Annotated in this window: 25 protein-coding genes; 8 read left to right on the forward strand and 17 right to left on the reverse strand. The window is 56.1% G+C overall.

The features are described 5' to 3' along the window. Positions 1 to 18: 18 nt before the first annotated feature. The 7 genes from HUG12_RS09975 to HUG12_RS10000 form a co-directional block, all read right to left on the reverse strand. Complete coding sequence (locus HUG12_RS09975; RefSeq protein ID WP_179268619.1) at positions 19 to 507, reverse strand: Pycsar system effector family protein; 489 nt, start codon at positions 505 to 507, stop codon at positions 19 to 21. A gap of 9 nt (positions 508 to 516) precedes the next feature. Continuing rightward, positions 517 to 1,269 carry an adenylate/guanylate cyclase domain-containing protein gene (locus tag HUG12_RS09980; protein WP_179268620.1) on the reverse strand — a complete coding sequence of 251 codons (753 nt, stop codon included), beginning with the start codon at positions 1,267 to 1,269 and terminating at the stop codon, positions 517 to 519. Positions 1,270 to 1,440: 171 nt separating this feature from the next. Next, positions 1,441 to 1,848 (reverse strand): hypothetical protein, encoded by a 408-nt coding sequence (locus HUG12_RS09985; protein WP_179268621.1) that lies wholly within the window; start codon positions 1,846 to 1,848, stop codon positions 1,441 to 1,443. Between the two features lie 109 nt (positions 1,849 to 1,957). Further along, on the reverse strand, positions 1,958 to 2,164 hold the full coding sequence (locus tag HUG12_RS21470; protein WP_218836297.1) for a hypothetical protein: 207 nt from the start codon (positions 2,162 to 2,164) through the stop codon (positions 1,958 to 1,960). A 52-nt stretch (positions 2,165 to 2,216) separates the two neighbouring features. Next, complete coding sequence (locus HUG12_RS09990; RefSeq protein ID WP_179268622.1) at positions 2,217 to 2,570, reverse strand: hypothetical protein; 354 nt, start codon at positions 2,568 to 2,570, stop codon at positions 2,217 to 2,219. A gap of 123 nt (positions 2,571 to 2,693) precedes the next feature. Further along, positions 2,694 to 2,993, reverse strand: coding sequence for a hypothetical protein (locus HUG12_RS09995; protein WP_179268623.1), 300 nt, complete (start codon positions 2,991 to 2,993; stop codon positions 2,694 to 2,696). A 359-nt stretch (positions 2,994 to 3,352) separates the two neighbouring features. After that, entirely contained in the window at positions 3,353 to 4,429 is a 1,077-nt protein-coding gene (locus HUG12_RS10000; protein ID WP_179268624.1) for a hypothetical protein, read from the reverse strand. Between the two features lie 505 nt (positions 4,430 to 4,934). Here HUG12_RS10000 and HUG12_RS10005 point away from each other — a divergent pair. Beyond that, the gene (locus HUG12_RS10005; RefSeq protein ID WP_179268625.1) at positions 4,935 to 7,133 is read left to right on the forward strand and encodes an outer membrane protein assembly factor BamB family protein; all 2,199 of its coding nucleotides are present in this window, start codon (positions 4,935 to 4,937) and stop codon (positions 7,131 to 7,133) included. A gap of 576 nt (positions 7,134 to 7,709) precedes the next feature. Here the strand turns inward: HUG12_RS10005 and HUG12_RS10010 are convergent. Both HUG12_RS10010 and HUG12_RS10015 read right to left on the reverse strand, forming a co-directional pair. Further along, complete coding sequence (locus HUG12_RS10010) at positions 7,710 to 8,000, reverse strand: hypothetical protein (protein WP_179268626.1); 291 nt, start codon at positions 7,998 to 8,000, stop codon at positions 7,710 to 7,712. Positions 8,001 to 8,024: 24 nt separating this feature from the next. Then, complete coding sequence (locus HUG12_RS10015; protein WP_179268627.1) at positions 8,025 to 8,402, reverse strand: hypothetical protein; 378 nt, start codon at positions 8,400 to 8,402, stop codon at positions 8,025 to 8,027. Between the two features lie 215 nt (positions 8,403 to 8,617). Between HUG12_RS10015 and HUG12_RS10020 the strand changes: the two genes are divergently transcribed. From HUG12_RS10020 to HUG12_RS10050, 7 genes are all read left to right on the forward strand, one after another. Further along, on the forward strand, positions 8,618 to 9,016 hold the full coding sequence (locus HUG12_RS10020) for a hypothetical protein (RefSeq protein WP_179268628.1): 399 nt from the start codon (positions 8,618 to 8,620) through the stop codon (positions 9,014 to 9,016). Continuing rightward, positions 9,013 to 9,558: a hypothetical protein gene (locus HUG12_RS10025; protein WP_179268629.1), complete on the forward strand. Its 546-nt coding sequence runs from the start codon at positions 9,013 to 9,015 to the stop codon at positions 9,556 to 9,558. Before HUG12_RS10020 ends, HUG12_RS10025 begins: the two co-directional genes overlap by 4 nt. Positions 9,559 to 9,602: 44 nt before the next feature. Next, complete coding sequence (locus HUG12_RS10030) at positions 9,603 to 9,821, forward strand: HalOD1 output domain-containing protein (protein WP_179268630.1); 219 nt, start codon at positions 9,603 to 9,605, stop codon at positions 9,819 to 9,821. 235 nt (positions 9,822 to 10,056) lie between these two features. Continuing rightward, positions 10,057 to 10,725: a hypothetical protein gene (locus HUG12_RS10035; RefSeq protein WP_179268631.1), complete on the forward strand. Its 669-nt coding sequence runs from the start codon at positions 10,057 to 10,059 to the stop codon at positions 10,723 to 10,725. A gap of 216 nt (positions 10,726 to 10,941) precedes the next feature. After that, a complete protein-coding gene (locus HUG12_RS10040; RefSeq protein WP_179268632.1) occupies positions 10,942 to 11,214 on the forward strand; it encodes a hypothetical protein in 273 nt (90 codons plus the stop codon). A 132-nt stretch (positions 11,215 to 11,346) separates the two neighbouring features. Then, positions 11,347 to 12,753, forward strand: coding sequence for a hypothetical protein (locus HUG12_RS10045; RefSeq protein WP_179268633.1), 1,407 nt, complete (start codon positions 11,347 to 11,349; stop codon positions 12,751 to 12,753). 163 nt (positions 12,754 to 12,916) lie between these two features. Further along, entirely contained in the window at positions 12,917 to 13,675 is a 759-nt protein-coding gene (locus HUG12_RS10050) for a TrkA C-terminal domain-containing protein (RefSeq protein WP_179268634.1), read from the forward strand. 96 nt (positions 13,676 to 13,771) lie between these two features. Here the strand turns inward: HUG12_RS10050 and HUG12_RS10055 are convergent, their stop codons facing one another. From HUG12_RS10055 to HUG12_RS10095, 8 genes are all read right to left on the reverse strand, one after another. Further along, the gene (locus HUG12_RS10055; protein WP_179268635.1) at positions 13,772 to 14,071 is read right to left on the reverse strand and encodes a hypothetical protein; all 300 of its coding nucleotides are present in this window, start codon (positions 14,069 to 14,071) and stop codon (positions 13,772 to 13,774) included. 424 nt (positions 14,072 to 14,495) lie between these two features. Then, the gene (locus HUG12_RS10065) at positions 14,496 to 14,645 is read right to left on the reverse strand and encodes a hypothetical protein (protein WP_179268637.1); all 150 of its coding nucleotides are present in this window, start codon (positions 14,643 to 14,645) and stop codon (positions 14,496 to 14,498) included. A 184-nt stretch (positions 14,646 to 14,829) separates the two neighbouring features. After that, positions 14,830 to 15,114 (reverse strand): hypothetical protein, encoded by a 285-nt coding sequence (locus tag HUG12_RS10070; RefSeq protein ID WP_179268638.1) that lies wholly within the window; start codon positions 15,112 to 15,114, stop codon positions 14,830 to 14,832. 159 nt (positions 15,115 to 15,273) lie between these two features. Beyond that, entirely contained in the window at positions 15,274 to 15,576 is a 303-nt protein-coding gene (locus HUG12_RS10075; protein WP_179268639.1) for a hypothetical protein, read from the reverse strand. 92 nt (positions 15,577 to 15,668) lie between these two features. After that, the gene (locus HUG12_RS10080) at positions 15,669 to 16,136 is read right to left on the reverse strand and encodes a hypothetical protein (RefSeq protein ID WP_179268640.1); all 468 of its coding nucleotides are present in this window, start codon (positions 16,134 to 16,136) and stop codon (positions 15,669 to 15,671) included. Then, complete coding sequence (locus tag HUG12_RS10085) at positions 16,120 to 16,767, reverse strand: hypothetical protein (protein WP_179268641.1); 648 nt, start codon at positions 16,765 to 16,767, stop codon at positions 16,120 to 16,122. Before HUG12_RS10085 ends, HUG12_RS10080 begins: the two co-directional genes overlap by 17 nt. After that, positions 16,767 to 17,135, reverse strand: coding sequence for a hypothetical protein (locus HUG12_RS10090; RefSeq protein WP_179268642.1), 369 nt, complete (start codon positions 17,133 to 17,135; stop codon positions 16,767 to 16,769). The genes HUG12_RS10085 and HUG12_RS10090 overlap by 1 nt, the downstream gene beginning before the upstream one ends. Beyond that, positions 17,135 to 17,284, reverse strand: a complete 150-nt coding sequence (locus tag HUG12_RS10095; RefSeq protein WP_179268643.1) for a hypothetical protein — start codon at positions 17,282 to 17,284, stop codon at positions 17,135 to 17,137. Before HUG12_RS10095 ends, HUG12_RS10090 begins: the two co-directional genes overlap by 1 nt. Positions 17,285 to 17,334: the final 50 nt, after the last annotated feature.

Below are 17,334 nucleotides of genomic sequence, written 5' to 3' on the forward strand. Positions count from 1 at the left end.
CGCTTCAAGAACAACGGGCTAAAAGAACAAGAAAACCACTCCAGCAATCACCGCAAATACAACGGTCCCGGCCGTGAGCCGTAGCGACCACCGGAGAAAATGGTACTTGTTGTGCGCCACCGTGGCCAGATCATAATTCTCCTCGATCAATTCTTCTCGCGGTCCCCCATCCTCCAATTGCTCGAACTCCTCCCGGAACGTCTCCTTCGAATCATACTCGACGATGTTTTCCCAGAAAAAGAGGCCAGTCTCAGGTTTCGGGGTCCGAGGATACACGACCCACCCCGAGAGGAACACCCCAATCACGGTGAACCCCGCGCTCATAAGGGCACTCCACCACACGATCGGCGCCTCGATCGAGAGGTTGCTCACAGCGTTTGCGAACAGCCCCAGAAACGCCACTTGTGCCGTGAGCAGGATTGACGCCTTGTTATCCGCCAGTGAAATGTACTGGTTGAGATGATCATGAGTCCGCGTGACCAGGTCATCAGGAGAAATATCTGGCATTAGTACCTGTTACCGCAAATTGTCTGTCTCGGTGCCAGTCCAGATTCCGCTGAAGTTGTAGTAGTGTTGTGTCTCCCAGCCTGAATCGTCGCTTCCCCACCTAAACCCTTCAAGCCGGCCCTTGTCCGTCAAGTACTGTCCCCAGCCATCCTCTTTATCCGCGTGCCGGTGGATACCTTCGTTCACGAAATACTGGTTGGTCTCCGCCATGTCCTCAAGTTTGGAAGCGCTGTTTGCTGTGGTTCCAACGGCAGTTCGCCGGTTCAGACTGTGCTTGCCGATCCTGGAGACATGGATATTCTTACCGATTCCAGCCCCGCCACTGATGGTAATGGGTTCGATATCGTGGTCTTCCAACGTGGGATTCACGTGATTCGCCAAGGCGTACTTCACGGTAGCAATATACTCGAGAACGGTTTCACTGATGGTTGGATAGTCCTTACCGACGCCAAAGTAAGCAAGGATTCCATCGCCAGTGTTCTTCTCGAAGTAGCCATCGTAGTCACGGACGATCTCCATGATTTCCGGGATGAACAGGTTCAGCATGAATAACACGTCCCGCTCCGGGTTGTCGCTGGAGTAGTTGGAGAAGTCGTTGATATCGATGAAGACGATGCCCAATGTGAACTTCTTGGCCGAGGCCAGAAGCATGTCCTCCCGGTCCGGCATTGTCTGGCCATCCGGAATGTGCTCTAGTCTTTCCTCCACCTTCTCGGCCTGCTCATCAACACGTTCCTCGATTTCTTCCTGATCGAATCCCATTAGCCCGAAATAGCTTGACACGATGAAAAGCTCTGTGATAGAGATGCACAAGGATGTCGTCCGCTCTCAATATGCTCCTACCGTTCACTGCACTCGTTCTAGAGGCCAGAATTAGCTCGTTCACTGGAGCGGCGGGGGATATCGGCCGTGGCTCTGAGACGGCCCTCCCTGTCACGCGAGTTCCGCAGCCACTCGCACTGAGAACCCAACCGCAACAAGGACGAACCCGCTGAACGCATCCACCACCATCCCCCCAACTCTGACCCGGTACTCAGCCGTTGTCTCCTCAATCGCCTCTGGCGAGCGGGTTGATTCGTAGAATTTTCGCATATGGGTGTGTGCCGAGGTAAGCGCCAGCCGCGTTGCTCCCAGCGCCACAATCACAATCCCCAGACTCGACAACTGAACAGGGTTCACAACTGAATGCCACGCGGCGACAACCAGCAACACCACCAAGAGTAGACTGAGATTGGCGAGGACGCGGCCCTTCATCTTCGCAGCGATGTCATTCCACTGCTGCTCGTGATGCTGCTTAAAATGGCCGCGTGCATGACCGAATAAGTGGTACAGTTCACGCATACTGCCCCGACTTTCGCCAAGACGTAAATACACTCACCAATCGCTGGTATCGGTGCATCACTCCAACGGGCCAGCGGTTCACTCCCGTAATTTCCGTCCCGGTTCCAGGTCAGTCCTCTTCAAGCGACGCTTCAAGAAACGCCCGTCCACGGTCTAATGCGGTCTGGGCCTGCTCAAATGCGAGCATCGCTGCTTCAGGTTCACCCAGCCCGGCATAGAAGATCGCCTCCTCTAAGTGCCGACTCACCCGTTGCGTATGGCCGAGGAGCTTGGCGTCCCGCTGGACCTCAGCGTATGATTTCATCGCTTGGGGCATGTATTGGTCACGGCCTGTCTTCCCCGTTTCGCGCACCAGGATACCGCTCCGGTCACCCGGTGGCACGGAGCCGCCGCAACTCCGGCCATACCCCCACGCCGCCGATCACCAGCCAGAACCCGGTTACCAATGCAATCGGCAGTGACGGCCTCGTAAACAGTTCCCACCCGCCCCACACCACCATCCCAGCTACGAGCAGCATACTCAATCCCTGCTGTAGCCGGGGTGGAAGCGACCTGGATTCGATGTGCCACCAAACGGTGAGGAGCGCAAAAACCGTGAATGCGGCCGCCCCGACGAGCATCATCCACCACTCTCCCGGAGCCAGTGGCCACGACAAAACGGTGGACACTGCCATTGCTGCGAGGAAAATCCCGATCCCGACCAGTGCGAAACGGCGCATCATACACTCGTGTTCGTACTGCACCGAGAAAAGCATTCCGAATGTTTTAGCGTTCAGCATCGTCAATACCGGCATCAAATTATCTGTGTCGCTGGTAGAGAGAAGAAAGAAAAAGAACGCCGGCCGTCAAGCCGGTAACGCCTCGGCCTCCGGATGCCCCCACGTTCTGCCGTTCCGGATGATCCGACCCTCGTCCACCATCTCATCGAGCAGGTCACGAACCTCGTCCCGTAATATCCAGCTCTCCTTGTTAGGCGCCTTCTCACTGTCCAGCAACATCTCCTCGTGGAGTTCTCTGAGCGTCAGGGTGTACTCATGGTCGCGGAGGATGCGCTCGATCCGCCGCTTCTTGCCCTCGATCTCTTTCGGGTGCGTCCAGTTCGTCCCGCGAGCATCGTAGATCACCAGCCAGTGCGGGTCAATCACCTCATCGTCCAGCTCAGACAACCGGTTGTGGACTTTCTTCCCGTCGGCATCCTGTTTCGCTGCATCGGGAACGTGTTCGGTCCATTCGTGCCACTGCGCCTGGTCACCTTTGGAAAAGGCAGCCCCGCACAGGCAACAGAGGTAGCTACCGGATGCCGAGGAGTCTACGACCTCGAAGATCGTCGATTCTTCTCGACGGACCTTCTCAACGGTTTGAACACCGCCGTGGACGATGCCTTCGTGACTGGTACGGCTATTGTGGCTATCGAAGGCCCGAGAGCAGTTGTCAGCACGGCACTCGTACGCACCGTCCTCATCGGTGTCTGTGTCTGCTGTGGCCGTACTGGTTGCAAGGGGGACTACGCCTGAGTCGTCACTGACCCTGGACGCGTCCCCTGCCGATTTTTTCCTGCATCACCTTCGGACTCAGCCTCGTCAACGGTGACATAGCCATCATCCGTCGATTCTACCCGGTCGCTGAGCCATTGGTTGATCCGGTTCAACACTTCCTGGTACATCGAGGTCCCGGATGTTGCGTCACCGCCGAACACGTGCTGGGCGAGCTCCACGCCACCGACAGGTTGCTCGTCCGCGATAACGTCGTAGATGATGTCAGCCCGGTCCGCCGTCGAGAGCTCACGGAATTCAGACAGCGTATACGTCGACATGTCGGCGTCGGGGTCGCTGTCCGTTGCGTCATCATCCGGGTCACCCAGCAGTTCCGGTTTCCGGCCGCGGTAGTACAGTTTCTTCGTCCCGCCGTTCGGGTGTGGTACGGACTTGATAGCGAAACTGGTGCGGTCTTTGAGCTGGCTGAGTGTGCCGCGTTCGCTGGCACCGACCTCGTCCTCATCGATGTCGAAGGCGATGGCCGCGAGTTCGTGACTGGTGTAGGCGGTGCCGTGGTCCATCTTGTTCTCGAGGCGGGCGACTCGCCGTGCTGTGACCGAGGCAGTGGTCTCATCGGGTGCCTCGTCCGTGGGTTCGTTGGTGCGCTCCTCGTTACTGTCGTCGGCGTCTCCGTTTTCCTCGTTCGCGTCCGCTTCGTCCGTTTCTTCGTCCTGTTCTTGTTCCAGCTTATCGGCGTCCACTGCTTCACGGAGCTTCTGGTGCTGTGCCGGTGTAACCCGGTTGTCTTCCTCGTCGTTCACCGGTTCTTCGATGAGCTGGTCCAGCTTCTTCTCGAAGCGTTTCAGCGCGTCGTCGATCTGTTCCTGGATCTGGTCGTTGGTCCAGTGAGGGTACTCGTCCGTGTCGTCGATAGTGTCGTCCGGTCCCGGGCGTCGAATGGTGATCGTGCCTGCGGCCAGGTGCTCGTCGATAACGAATCCGGCGCCGTTCAACGCTGTCTTCACTCGATGGAGATCCTCGACCGAGAGTGCTTCCTGGAGTTTACCAACGAGTATTGGCTCCTGATCAGTGTCCTGGTCACTCATCGGCATCACCCTCAACGGGTGTGAAGTCTGCGTAGCGGTTTGAGATAGAACAGTGTGGACATTTCTTTGGTTCGTCTTTGCGAGGCTCCCACTGGTAATCGCAGTTGGAGCACTCAAGTTGATTTGAAATTAGTATCCCCTCCTACTCCTACAGGAACAGATGAATCTTTTATAACTAATCCACAGGCTCCTAAGCTACCGATACTCAGGCTCGTACACCCCTCCGGTAAAACACCTGGATGATGGTCAGTCCGCCACCGGAGGTCTCCGCACCGGCCGCTGCGTAAGGCTCTGTTGAAATTCTCCAAAGATGACATTGAGGAAAGCTACTCATCCCACCGGTTTTAACGAACCCAATTGGAAACTCGTTTCTTTGCAAAATCGTAAGACGTGAAGAGGATTTCAATAAAACCTGAATTCTATAAATTATCTGATTATAACTAAGCCATTGTCACCCGATATCGAAAACCAAGATATGAAGAGAACTCTACCGCGACGTCACTTCTTGAGTCTAGGTGCGGTCGCCACGGCGGGATGCCAAACGATCATTCCCGCCAGGAGCCAAACAGACGTAACCAGAAAACAGGTGTTGCGTATAGGCGGAGAACCCGCAATAGAAGCCGAAGTTAGAATTATTGACGTCTCCGAATCAGATAGTCACCAATCATTTCCTGTTGATTCTAACGGCCGGGTAGAATTACCGGTCAACTCCATCGAAGATAACCTGCTACTGGCCGCAGAACAACGACAAGGAGAGAATAAGTGGATTGGTGTGCGACCAGATTTTCATGGAGTCGAACCGTTCGAGTCCAACCAACAAATAACTCTTAATCAGGAACTCATCTTCGGTCCCACCCGTGGTGGAATAAACACAGCAGTCTCATTTTGGCGATGGATCGATCCGGGTAACCCTAACCGCCAAACGCTGTATATCGAACTCGTCGATGTTCGAACTCGCGTGGGGGTCGCTCCTTGGGAGATTGACAAATTAGAAGTAGATAGGGGTGCACCGGAAGAAGCCATCTTTTCGCTTACGCTTCCTGAGCAAGTTTTTGTTGGCTATACTGAAGGAGATCTGGATGAGCAAGTCCACGTGGTGGAACTTCGGGATGAAGACACCGTTATCCAGTGGCACTCTCTTCGAGATCCGGCCATACCAATCCGTACCGTTCCACTCGCAGATCAGGAATATGAAGTATTTACCAAGTCGGACGAAGAGCAGCGTCAACGGTTTCAAGAAAGAAGAAATAGGCTCGCGGACATGATCTTCGACAATCTTCTAGGTGCTGTTCCTATTCCTGGTACTGAAGCTCTCGGATTAGTTAATGGCTTTTTTGGGTCAATGATTGAACAGGTAATAGAAGATTCGGGGAGTATCGGAGACTCCTTCGCCGATCCAGATTCTTTTGAGCGGCCAAGTAGGAACACCCATGATCTGATCAGCCGGGGATACTTCTCTAGGTCTGTCCAATCTCCTGCCGTCTGTTTTGGCGTGCCTGTCCGATTTGAGTCTGATAGATCAGACCCCGTACGATTCATTGCTGAAGCTGAATGGGAAGCCGGTGCCGGATCATTCCGCTTTGGGAAACAACTCGAAGTCAATACGTCATCGGAACCAGATAATGGCGGCGGTAATACGGTGAACGGCACATGGGCGATGTTCCAGGCTGACGCTGCCAACACCGGGGTCACTACCACTACCGGTCCAACCGCCGACGTGATCCAACAGTGGCGCTTCCAGACCGGCGACCCAGTAACCTCATCACCGGCCGTGGTTGACGGCACCGTCTATGTCGGAAATAGTGGAGGAACATTGTACGCTCTGAACGCGAGCGATGGCACTGAACAGTGGCGATTCAGTGCTGATAACGAGTTAGTCTCCTCCCCGGCAGTCGCGGGCAATACTGTTTATATTGGAAATCGAGAGCATTTTGACTCAAGCGAGATCTCTTTCTATGCTATAGATGCGGAGACTGGTTCGATCCGGTGGCAAACGAAAGCTGCCGGGGGATACTCTACGCCGACGGTACTTGACGGCACTGTCTATGTCGGTAGTGTTGAGGGGGTGTTCGCGCTGGACACGGCTCAGGGGACCGAGAGGTGGCATTTCGAAACGGATAGATTTGTAAACACAGTTCCGGCTATCCTCGACGGAACAGTCTACGTTGGTAGTTTGGATCACTACGTCTATGCGATCCAAGTGAGTGACGGAACTGAGCGTTGGCGATTCGAAACTGGTGGTCCGATATCAAATTCCTCGCCAGCGGTCGCCAACAACACTGTCTATATCGGTAGTGGGGAAACCGATACCAATGTATATGCGATAGATACAGAGCAAGGAACTGAGCAATGGCGCTTCCAAACCACCGACGGAGTGTTTGCTTCCCCTGCAATCAATGAGAATACGGTCTATGTAGGAGGTAGAGATGGAAGATTATCGGCTCTGGAAGCAAGTAGCGGCCGAGAACAGTGGTCATTCCAGACAGGGGACAGTGTGGATTCGTCTCCCGCGATAGCGGGTGAAACTGTCTATTTGGGGAGTGGCGATGGGAACGTGTATGCGGTTTCCACGGATGACGGAACGGAACGATGGAACTTTGAAACGGATGGCTGGATTTCCTCTTCTCCCGCCGTTGTCGATCGAACTGTCTGCGTCGGCAGTGCGGATGGGAATGTTTACTCACTGGGAGTCAACTCCCGATAGATGATACTAACCAAGCACGTTTTTCCATACTGGTCACTAAGGTAAGAACTATGGATTATTTATATAGAAATCAAATTATTGACTGATTCGGAATGGTCCGGGACGATGAGGGAGGTTCGTGGACCAAGAGGATTTGTAGATCTATGAGTTGCCACGGCGCTCCATCGAACTCAACATCCCAGGAGTAGATCTCTTCTTCTGTTTTTGTTGAGCCTCAAACCTTGCCGGACATTTTCTACGATTCGTCTCGGATAACTACGTAGGCGATTGCAGCATTCCACCCCGTTATAAGGATGCTTGCCAGTATCGTCTCAGTCCACGCATTCATCGTCTTTCCCTCGGAAACCTATGCAGAGTCTCCGCCTTCTGCGACATCTCGTAGATCCTCAACGAACTCGTCAATGAATGTCTCGTTGACTTCGAGGCCGCGTAACTCCATGAGTTTGCGTCGAACTGTCGCCAATGAAATTTTCGTTGTAATCTCGTCAGTCATCGTCTGCACCTGTTTTCTGTCCGAACTCTTCTGCCCGCGTTTTCGTACTCATCTTTAAATCAGTGAGTGCCTGAACCAGTGCCTCAGTACTCAGGATCGTACATCCCCTGATAGATCACCTGGATCACGGTCAGTCCACCACCGCCATAGGCATCCCCACCGGCATCGGTGTACAGATGAACGGTCTCTGTAGCGGCGCTGTAGTCGTTGCTGTCACCATCCAGCACGGACTCGATGTACGAGTCGTGGCCGCCCAGCAACTCCTGCATGTACGAGGTGTGGCCGCCAGACAGGCGTTCACGATACAGGTCCACCAAATCACCTGTAGCACCGTACCGGTCGGTATAGAGGTCGTTCTCGCCGTAGGTTATCACGTACTACTGTGGCCACGAATTCCTTTATAACAGTTCGTCGACAGCCACCACCAACTCCTCGCAACCATCCCGCTCCCAGCGTCGCTGTACCATCCGTCTCGCAGCCTCACTCTGCGGCACCACAGCATCAAGCCAATAGAACGGATCCTCCGCATCCGGGGTCTGATTCCGCACGAACAGCCGGGCATCCAAGTAGAAGTAGAACCCGATGTGCTGCTCGATCTCGCGGCGCCACCGCCGATCCCAGACGAACACCTGGGTTGCGAACGGGGTTTCCAGCAAGGTGTACGCGTTCCCGTTCCGACTGACCTGCCGCGGTTTCACCCGCAGGATGTCCGCGGTGAGTTCTTCCACTGCCGGTGTGTCCTGCCGTGGTGGCCGTGCGGCCTTCGTGATATCCATGCCTCGGTGCCTCCGCTGTGGGAAAAACTGGGTGTTGCCGGTTTAAGAGGGTCTGTGTGTCGGTTCCGCCAGTTCCGGTACCCTATCCCGCCATACTTCATTATTCGATGAACCATCCCATCACCTAGCGTCCTGTCACACCTGTAGTTCACCAACCGCAAACGCCTTTGCTACACAGTCCCACCCTCCAACTGCAACAGACACCCCGCACCATGGTGGGACTCATCACCCTCCTCGGCACCCTACTGATCGCCCTCACCTTCATCGGCAGCTACCGGCTAGCCACCTCCCTCACCCCCACCAACGACGCCGACCTGTACCCCGCATTGATCGCCACCACACTCACACTGACCTTCATCATCATCGTCGATATCATCCTCCTGCTCACCGGCCTCCTCATCATCATACTGCCCGTCCTCTACCTGCGAAGAACCCCCGAACCCGGCCTCGACCTCGGTCTCGAGGACCTCACCACCCGGATACAAAAACAGCTCACCGACTGGCAGAACCGCCTCCACCACCCAGACTGGCTCGACCGCTCCCAGAACAAACACCGAGACAGAGACACCGACACCGACCACACCATCGACATCCAGCCACCCGACGACCGATGACCCCGACCACCCTCCTGCTCTCACACTCAGCGGGCGACCGCCCGGTCATCCCCCTCACCGAAAAACAGATCATCGAACTGGCCGCCGGCTTCATCCTACTCGCCGCCGCCTACTACGCCCTCATCGCCCGCCGATCCACCGACCCCTCCGAACGCAAACAGTCCCGCCGCCTCGTCCTACAGGCAGTAGCCGGATTCCTGATGCTCGCATACGCCGCCGAAATCATCGCCCCGGAAACCGGTGCCTGGCCCGTCGCCATCGGCCACGACCTCTACCACTACTTCGCCGCCCTGGAGACCGTCCCGCATTATGCAGACGCGCAGCTCACCGACTTCTACGACGCGTTACTGCACCAGATCGGGGCGGCCACCGGTCCCACGCACACCCAACCAGGCCCCCTCGGACAGGTCGAGGGAGTGGTCCGGACCATCGGCCTCGTCGTCTACACCCTGTTTTTCAGTGCAGCCAGTCTCGGAGCACAGATCCCACGCCGCATAGCAGCCGGACTAAGCGGACTTGTTAACAAGGCAGAAGAGGAATGACCCCAAGAACCGGCTTCCACGGGACATCACGGAGTACCCAACCAATGCCGACCACCACGCCATCGTTGACACACCGTATCGTCGAGCAGCTCGAAGCACAGGGATTGGACCGGAACGACTACCAACTGTATGACGTGATCGATAGTGAGGCGGTAAGCCAGGTGGTTGCCTCGACCGGGCCCGAAACCCGGATCCAGTTCTACATCGAGGAGTTCCGGGTGACAGTGACTGGTGACGGGGATGTGGACGTCCAGGCAGTATAAACTGGAGCGCGGTGCTGTTCACTGCGGACCCAGCTACTCCTTGAATCGGGCAACATCGTCGGCCAAGAGTGCAGCCAGGAGTATTCGCACGTTCTCCTGAATCGTGTACGGCTGCGCTGTCATCACCACCGAAATATCTGCGATCAACGGCTAACCCATCAGCCAGTCACAGAACCTTCAAGTATTGTCCGGGATTCCCCGAAAAATACGCAACCCCGGCGTAACCCTACCACCCATGGAGATCACACTCGACAAAGATGATTGGCGCCTCTGGTTGACTCTCTCCATTTCAGCACTCCTCCTCATCGGCTTCGCGACCTACTATGATTCCATTCTCATTCTGCTTCCCGCCATCACGCCCGAACAAGGGCTCAACTCGATCGGGACCGTCGGCAAAATCGTTGCACCGATCTCAGGGCTTGCAACACTGTACACCTTCTTCTCTTCATCCCCGACTGACGAACAGTATGCTTCCATCCTCAGCCAGTTAGAAGAGACACCGACGACAGACGAACTGGTTGATCTACTGGAGGAACATGGAGACGGCGAAGACCCGCTGAAGAGCGCTGAGGTTCTCATTTCGTTTCTCTTCCCTGCAGAGATCCTGGAGGAACTGGACGCAGTGTACCGCCAGAATATCGAGCAGATCATGGAAGTCGCAGATCAGCAGCGTCCAACCCCCATGGACAACGTGCAGTTCCATCATCCGCTCCCGCTGGCATTTGAGATTGGTTCGCTTATATCGGTGGTCTTGACGGAGGAGATCGAAGAAGGGGTTCGAGGAGATGTTCTGGGCGGGACCACACAATACCTGACGTCCTACTTTTTCGGGATACGGGCGATGCAGGACGCAGGTATTTCGGTCGAAATTTCGACGCCTCCGCAACCCCGACCACAAAAGTAGTCATCCAGCTGTCGACGGCCGCCAGTATGTCGTCGCGGCCGGCACGCCGCCACCGCCGCACCCCTCCCGGGTCGCACCGTCACTCTGCGGCAGCACCGCCTCCAACCAGTAGAACGTATCCTCCGCATCCGAGGTTTGATTCCGGACAAACAACCCGGCGACTCAGGAGATACCCTCCGGCCAAAAGATATCCCGCCAGCTACCATATGAAGGAGCATGGCACGCCCAGAACTCCCGATGCTGCCCGATGGAACCGGGCTCCGATTCCAGCACCTGGAAGCAAACGGATTCGAATACATAGCAACCGTCGAAGATGGTCGCATCGTTGATCCTCACGGTGATCGACGATCGCCCTCCGGAGCTGCAAGAGAAGTTGACAAAATCATCCGGCCTGATGAGTGGCACGATAGCTGGAACGGGTGGGACGACTGGGAATGGTTCGCAGAAGACGGGTGGGAACCGATTCGTTCGCTGCAGGACACATACTAGGCGCCCCACCCCTCCAGACCGGGTCTGACACTGTCAGATATCTTGAAGAGAAGTACAGAGATGTAAGCGAGAAGTCTCCTGCAATCACCCTGTCACAACACCGATAATTGACCAAATGGTACCTCCATTCCTATGCCACATGATAACAATGAACGTAGCAACAACACAAGTAGACGGGTCGTCCTCGGCGGCGTAGGAGCAGGTTTCATAATCAATCCACTCCTCCACCAGGAACTCTCAGAACCGTCCTCATGGAACGATACCCAGAATCCGCAGTCCGCTACGACGACCAACAATCAGCAATCAGGAGGCGAGGAAATCTTCTCCGACGACTTCAATGATGGACAGTTAGACTGGACAGACGTCGATCACCCCGAATTTTGGTCAGAAGAGAATGGCCAAGTCCTCTATACGCCGTCAACCTCGGCCGGCAGTCGAGGGGATAATGCACTGTACGCGGATGAAACGGTTGACGATGACCAGGGCACGTTGAGGTGGCCTCTCTCATTGGAGTTCGAAGGCGGCGCGACCGACACCTCCGCCGGCGTGGGCGCCCTCGCAGTAAGCGGTGGGCCAAAAGACTGGGGGCCAACCCGGAATAACGTCCGGCTTGGGCTTGCAGACACGGCGTACAACGACCAGATCACCGTATGGAACTCCGAGGGTGACTCGTTCGAGGTAGGGTCATCCCGGGAGAACCGGCAGTGGTACAGGTATCAGTTGATCCCGGACCTCGAGGAGAACGTCATCCACGTGCACCGGGACGACGAGTCGTGGACAGTGCCGGAACCCCGGACGGAACCGCTCGAGAACATCGCACTCGTGTTGGGCGGGGGAACGTGCTGGGGCTGTGGTGGTCCTGGCCGACGCCGGTACCGAACGATCCGCGCACAGAGCGTGCAAACCGGTGCACTGCCGCCCGACCCAGACTATGAACACGCCTACAACGTAGAGTTCACCCCGATCGCTGCGAGTCCAACGCAGGCCTGCGTCGAGGTATCCATAGAAGGGACCGGGAATGATGCAGCCCCACCAGGGTTGCAGGAGGTCGGCCCGCTGCATATCGGGGTGGAAAACTTGACGATAAACGAAGAGGGGCGAATTGCCGGCCCAGGTATCAAATTGGCGAAGATGGTTCCTGTGCCGAAGGAGGAGGATGGGAACGTTGAGCTGGCGCTCAGTGCCGGGAGAATCGCGCTGAGTGTTGCCAGTCTGGGGACGAGTTCGGCGGCGATTGAAGCGGTGGATGCGACAGTGACGATTGCTGAGGAAATGATGAAGCTGAATGAGCAGCACCCGGACGATGGCGTTTCAGGAGCGATGTTCGGCTCGAATGATCGATTCGCTGTCGGTGATGCATATGTCGGGGAGGCGACGTACTTGTTCCTTCTTGAGACCGTGGATGCGGATGAGACGGTTGAAAATTGGTCGCTGAATGCGAGTTATGAAGCTCGGCCGCACGGTCCGGTTGGATCAACCCAGCAGGATATTCGAGGGTTCAGTCCGAACGGGATATCTATGCCGACTGAGGATTTTTAGGCCCATGGGGCTCTGTTTGAATCTTCAGAATATGACACATCTTGTCTAGGCTGCGGTCAATACAGTTGAGAGCCTTATCGGTACGAATTGCATAGGTGAAGGATGTAACGTTGAAGATTCGCGAGGCTACGTCTTTTTGGGCATTCCCGCGTCACGTGTTCACATGGTCGCGACGTATCGAATCCTCTCAGTCCTGGTCATCTTCGCCCTCTCGGTGCTCATCATCCGCATCGGGTCGGTCGCGTTCAGGATGACCGGCCTCTCACCGGACGTTGCGTCGTTTCAGTCGATGTCGGCGTTCTCCGGCACCGGATTCACGACCGACGAGGCCGAGCAGGTGACCTCGACGCCTCAGCGACGGACGGTGGTGAAGGCGCTCATTAGGCTTGGAAGCATCGGGCTCGTGGGTGCACTTGCCTCCCTCACCCTCTCGTTTACTCGGACCAACGCGAATGACGCGGTCACGCTGGCGTCCATCCTCGGCGGTGTCGGGCTGCTCATCATTCTCGCGCGGAGTCACTGGCTCAACCGGGTGATGACGCCGCTCATCGAACGGGCGCTCAGTGGAACGACCGACCTCGCTCTCACCGACTATACCCGGATGCTCGGTCTCCAACGGGAGTATCGAATCGCCGAAGTCGACGTCCGGGAGAGCGACTGGCTTTCGAACTGGGACGCTGAGGAGATGAACCTCTCCGACGAAGGCGTCCTCTTGCTCGGCATCCGGCGGGGCGACGACTACATCGGTGCACCAGGGTCAGACACGGAGATTCGAGAGGGTGATACCATCGTCCTGTACGGGAAAGAAAACCGCTTACAGGAACTGGCCGACCGCGACGAAGGAGACATCGAGGCTCATGAGGATGCAGTCGAAGAGCACGAGACGGTCCTCCAGGACCAAGCGAAACTCATTGATTCATAAGCAGACCCACGTACCGGATATTACACGCTGTGTTATATCTGAAGGAGATGATTTCAACAGAGCCGCCCGTGGATGTCTGAGGGGTCGTACTCGTCATCACTGATTATCGGTGGCACCCTGTTTGCCGACGAATCTGGCCAGTTTGGCGGTGCCCTCCGCCATGTGATGGGCGCGGATCTCCTTCACGATGGTTGGCGGTTCTTCCCTGTCACTGCCGCGGATCGGCTTGTCGGCCTCGTCGTAGCCGTAGAAGGCGAACCCGTCTCGCAGGTCCAGATAGTAGGCCTCGCCGCGATGCGTGGTCAACGGTTCGATGACGAATAAGCCGGGTTTGCCCTCGACCTCGGTCAGGTCCTCCGCGTCCCGGGCCTGCTTAATCGCGTCCAGTGTCCTCACCGTCTTCGTTGGCCTCGTAGCTGTTCATAAACATCTCAATGCCGCGGGTGGCCACGTATTTCCGCGAAAATCCGTGGTCGTCGCAAAAGTTCTCGAACCGTGTTCGGATCGCGTCTTCGTATTTCGTTGTTCCCATTGTGTGTTGTTCACCTCCTGTGTTCGTTCCCCCGCCGGGTCCGGTCCTGTGTGACTACAATGCCAGTGACACACCACTGGAAATGATCGGGGGAGTGGACCGTACACCGGCGTCTAGGGGGATGAGTGCGGCCGCCGGGGGTCAACCCCGAACGCATAGGTGTTCCTCTCCGCCACGTCTTTCGGTCTCCCTTCCGGGCACGTGTACGAAGCAGTTGTAACCAACACGCGCTGCGGCGCACGGCAGTTTGGGGGTGCCAGCCACAGTGAACGAGCCTGGTCCAACCAGCTACTCGTCCGCATCATTGTCTCGGGAAACTACATAGCCCAGCAGTGCGCCGACAATCATGCCGCCTCCACCGCCGAAGACTTCTGCAAGCGAGGCACCGAATAAAGCGCCGCCAGCAACACCTGCCACAACTACGCTTTCATCACTCATCGTCTTTCCCTCGGAAACCTACACCGTCTGATACTCTTTTTCATAGTCTGTTTCGCTATCCGCAATTACGTCGTCCCGGTTACGGCACTCTTCTCGGTGATCCTCACAGGACCACGTTCCATCGCCTTCCTTTGTCTCGTAGTAGTACCGGGCCGTTTCTGGGCAATCTCGTTTACAGCATTGATCAATCAGCGTTCTCACCCTCCTGTCCGGATTCTAAGTCTGCCCACTTTTCTAGGAACTTGGCTAAGTGTTTGAGCCGACCAGCATCCTCGAATTGCTTCATTACGTAACTGTATTGGCTCTTATCGGGCTTCCATCCGTCCTCCATCATGTAGTATAGCGTTTCAGCGGTAGCATCCATCCATTCAGAGTTATCGGCTGCTATCTCTTCCAGCAGGTCCTCGTATCTGTGGTCGAAATCGTCCCCGACAAAGGATACCTTGGCATCTTCCCTGTGGGCGGACATCAACAGGTAGTTCGTGATAATCCGGTTCGAAAACCGATTACCCGCTATCTCTCGCGCTTTGTGCGCTCCTGGTAGGTTCAAGTATTCTTTCTTGGTCCAATTCACGAACCGTAGCAGCTCTCCCATCTCATGCCTCACCCTTCTCTTTCTCTGCGAACATTAGGACCACGTCCGATGTTTCTCCGCGATGTGTTCTGCCCCATCGTACTCATCGATCTTCCACTCCACGCCCTCGGGGACTTCCACGATTTTCAGGTCAGCGAGATCTGCGTTCGCATCGTCCTCGAGCCGTTCCACAACCTCGATAACATCGGGGTCCGTCCGGAGGTCTTTATCCCACGAGTCCTTGGCAAGGTAGTACTTCGGATGGACCGACGGATACTTCCGGTATTGCTCGCTGTCGGTGTTGTCAACAACGTCGGCGTCTGGATCGGCATATTCGCCATCCTCCCAATGGGTCACTTCCCAGCCGTACTCCTCGATAAGGAGTTCGATCGCTGTCTCGCTGAGGCCGAAGCCACCGAAGCAGGTGTTGATGATGATTTTCTGGACGATCAGTTATCACCCTCTCTGTTGATACAGATCTCATCCCACCCGATGCTCGCAGCCACGTAGTACGTGCCATCGATCACCACGATATCACCGACCGACATACTGCGCTCCCCGCGCACGTAGTCCGGTTCGCCAGTCTCGGTCAAGGCGTCGTACCCGTGGTTCTGCACCGCGTGGGTGACGCCTTCTGCGATTCCTTCGATGTAGGTGTCGCAGCGTTCGCAGTACCGCAGTGAGAGGAATGCCTCGGATTCGCGGCGGCTGCCCCGGTTCCACTGCTCCCAGACCTGTTCGGGGTTGTCCACGCCATCGACCTGGATGACTTCGCAGTACAGTTGGTCGAACTCCTCGCGACTCAACCGGTCGGGAGTGTCCTCGATGTGGAGGTCGTGGAATAGCTGGGCGGCATCGCCCCGTTGTTCGCGGTCCCAGTTCAGGTAGTAGACGGTGGCCTCAGCGATCAGTACCACCCTCTGATGCTCGTTTCCGAAGTTCCTGCAACTCCTCGTCGCCGGTCATCCACCGGAGTTCCATCGGAATAGAACCACAGAACTGCCGCAGATTGAAGGAATACTCGCCAGCCGTCTTCCGGAGCTCCGTGATGTTCCCCAGACAGTGATACACCCACTTCTCGTCCTCAGCTGGCCGGGGAAGATCCTCACGTTCCCGGATCTCGTCCTCGGACTCGCCGCGATAATACTCCCACCGGTCTTTGTACCGGCCGTCGTCCGTCGTTTTGACGAATACGTAGACGTGTTCGATAGGGTCCTGTTGAGCCGTGATGCGGTTGAACCAGCGCTTTCGATCATCATCCTCGAGATTGCCGCAATCAAGAATCTCCGCTTCAAGCCCGTCAAGCATGTTGTTGTGGAGGGCCTGTCGCGTCCGATACTTGGTACGACGGAAAACTCCTGGAGTTAACAGTGCGTAGATGTCTCTTCCTTCGCTGTTGAACGCGTAGGTGACGTCGACGGTGACCGATTCGTCCTTCTTCGGTGGCTTGATTGTGAACCGTATGAGCTTGTCCTGGTCCTCTGTAATTTCGTCGATGAGGGCCAAGATATCGTCATTGACGGTTTCCTCTGCGCCGGGGAGCTTCACTAGGCACCACCCTTCTCACTCGCTGCGTCATCACCGTTGTCTGGATTGTAATTGTCACACGCTTCTAGATCGTCGGCCAGTACGTCGGAGTCGGTGACCGGCCGCGTGTTGTAGGAGATGACGCGGTCACTGCGGACCGTCACGCTCTCGCCGTCGACCATCAGCTCGTACGCCTCACTGCTACCGTGGTGTTTGGCCAGGACATCCTCGACCGTCCCACCCATGAATTCGTCCCCGATCTCGACGTGGCGGGCCTCGCTCTCGACTTCGAGCAGGATGCTCTGGCAGGTATCGACGATGAGGAACCGGTCGGCCGCCCCGGTGAAATAGTGGATACCGGTCGGTGTTGCGCTCCACGGTTTCCGCATTATGCCTCACCCGCGATTTTCTCCAAGCGGAAGGCTAGGTCCTCCGCGCTTTGAGCTTCGTGAATAGCCTGCTCTACGGGTTTGTTTGCTCCTTCTGCCGTGGTTTCAAGCCACGAGATTACGTCTGATATGCCTGTGCTGTCGCTCATTGTGGTGTGTCACCTTGTATTAATAACTTTATATGTAGATTTATATACGT

Source organism: Halorarum salinum (genome assembly GCF_013402875.1).
GTDB lineage: Archaea > Halobacteriota > Halobacteria > Halobacteriales > Haloferacaceae > Halorarum > Halorarum salinum.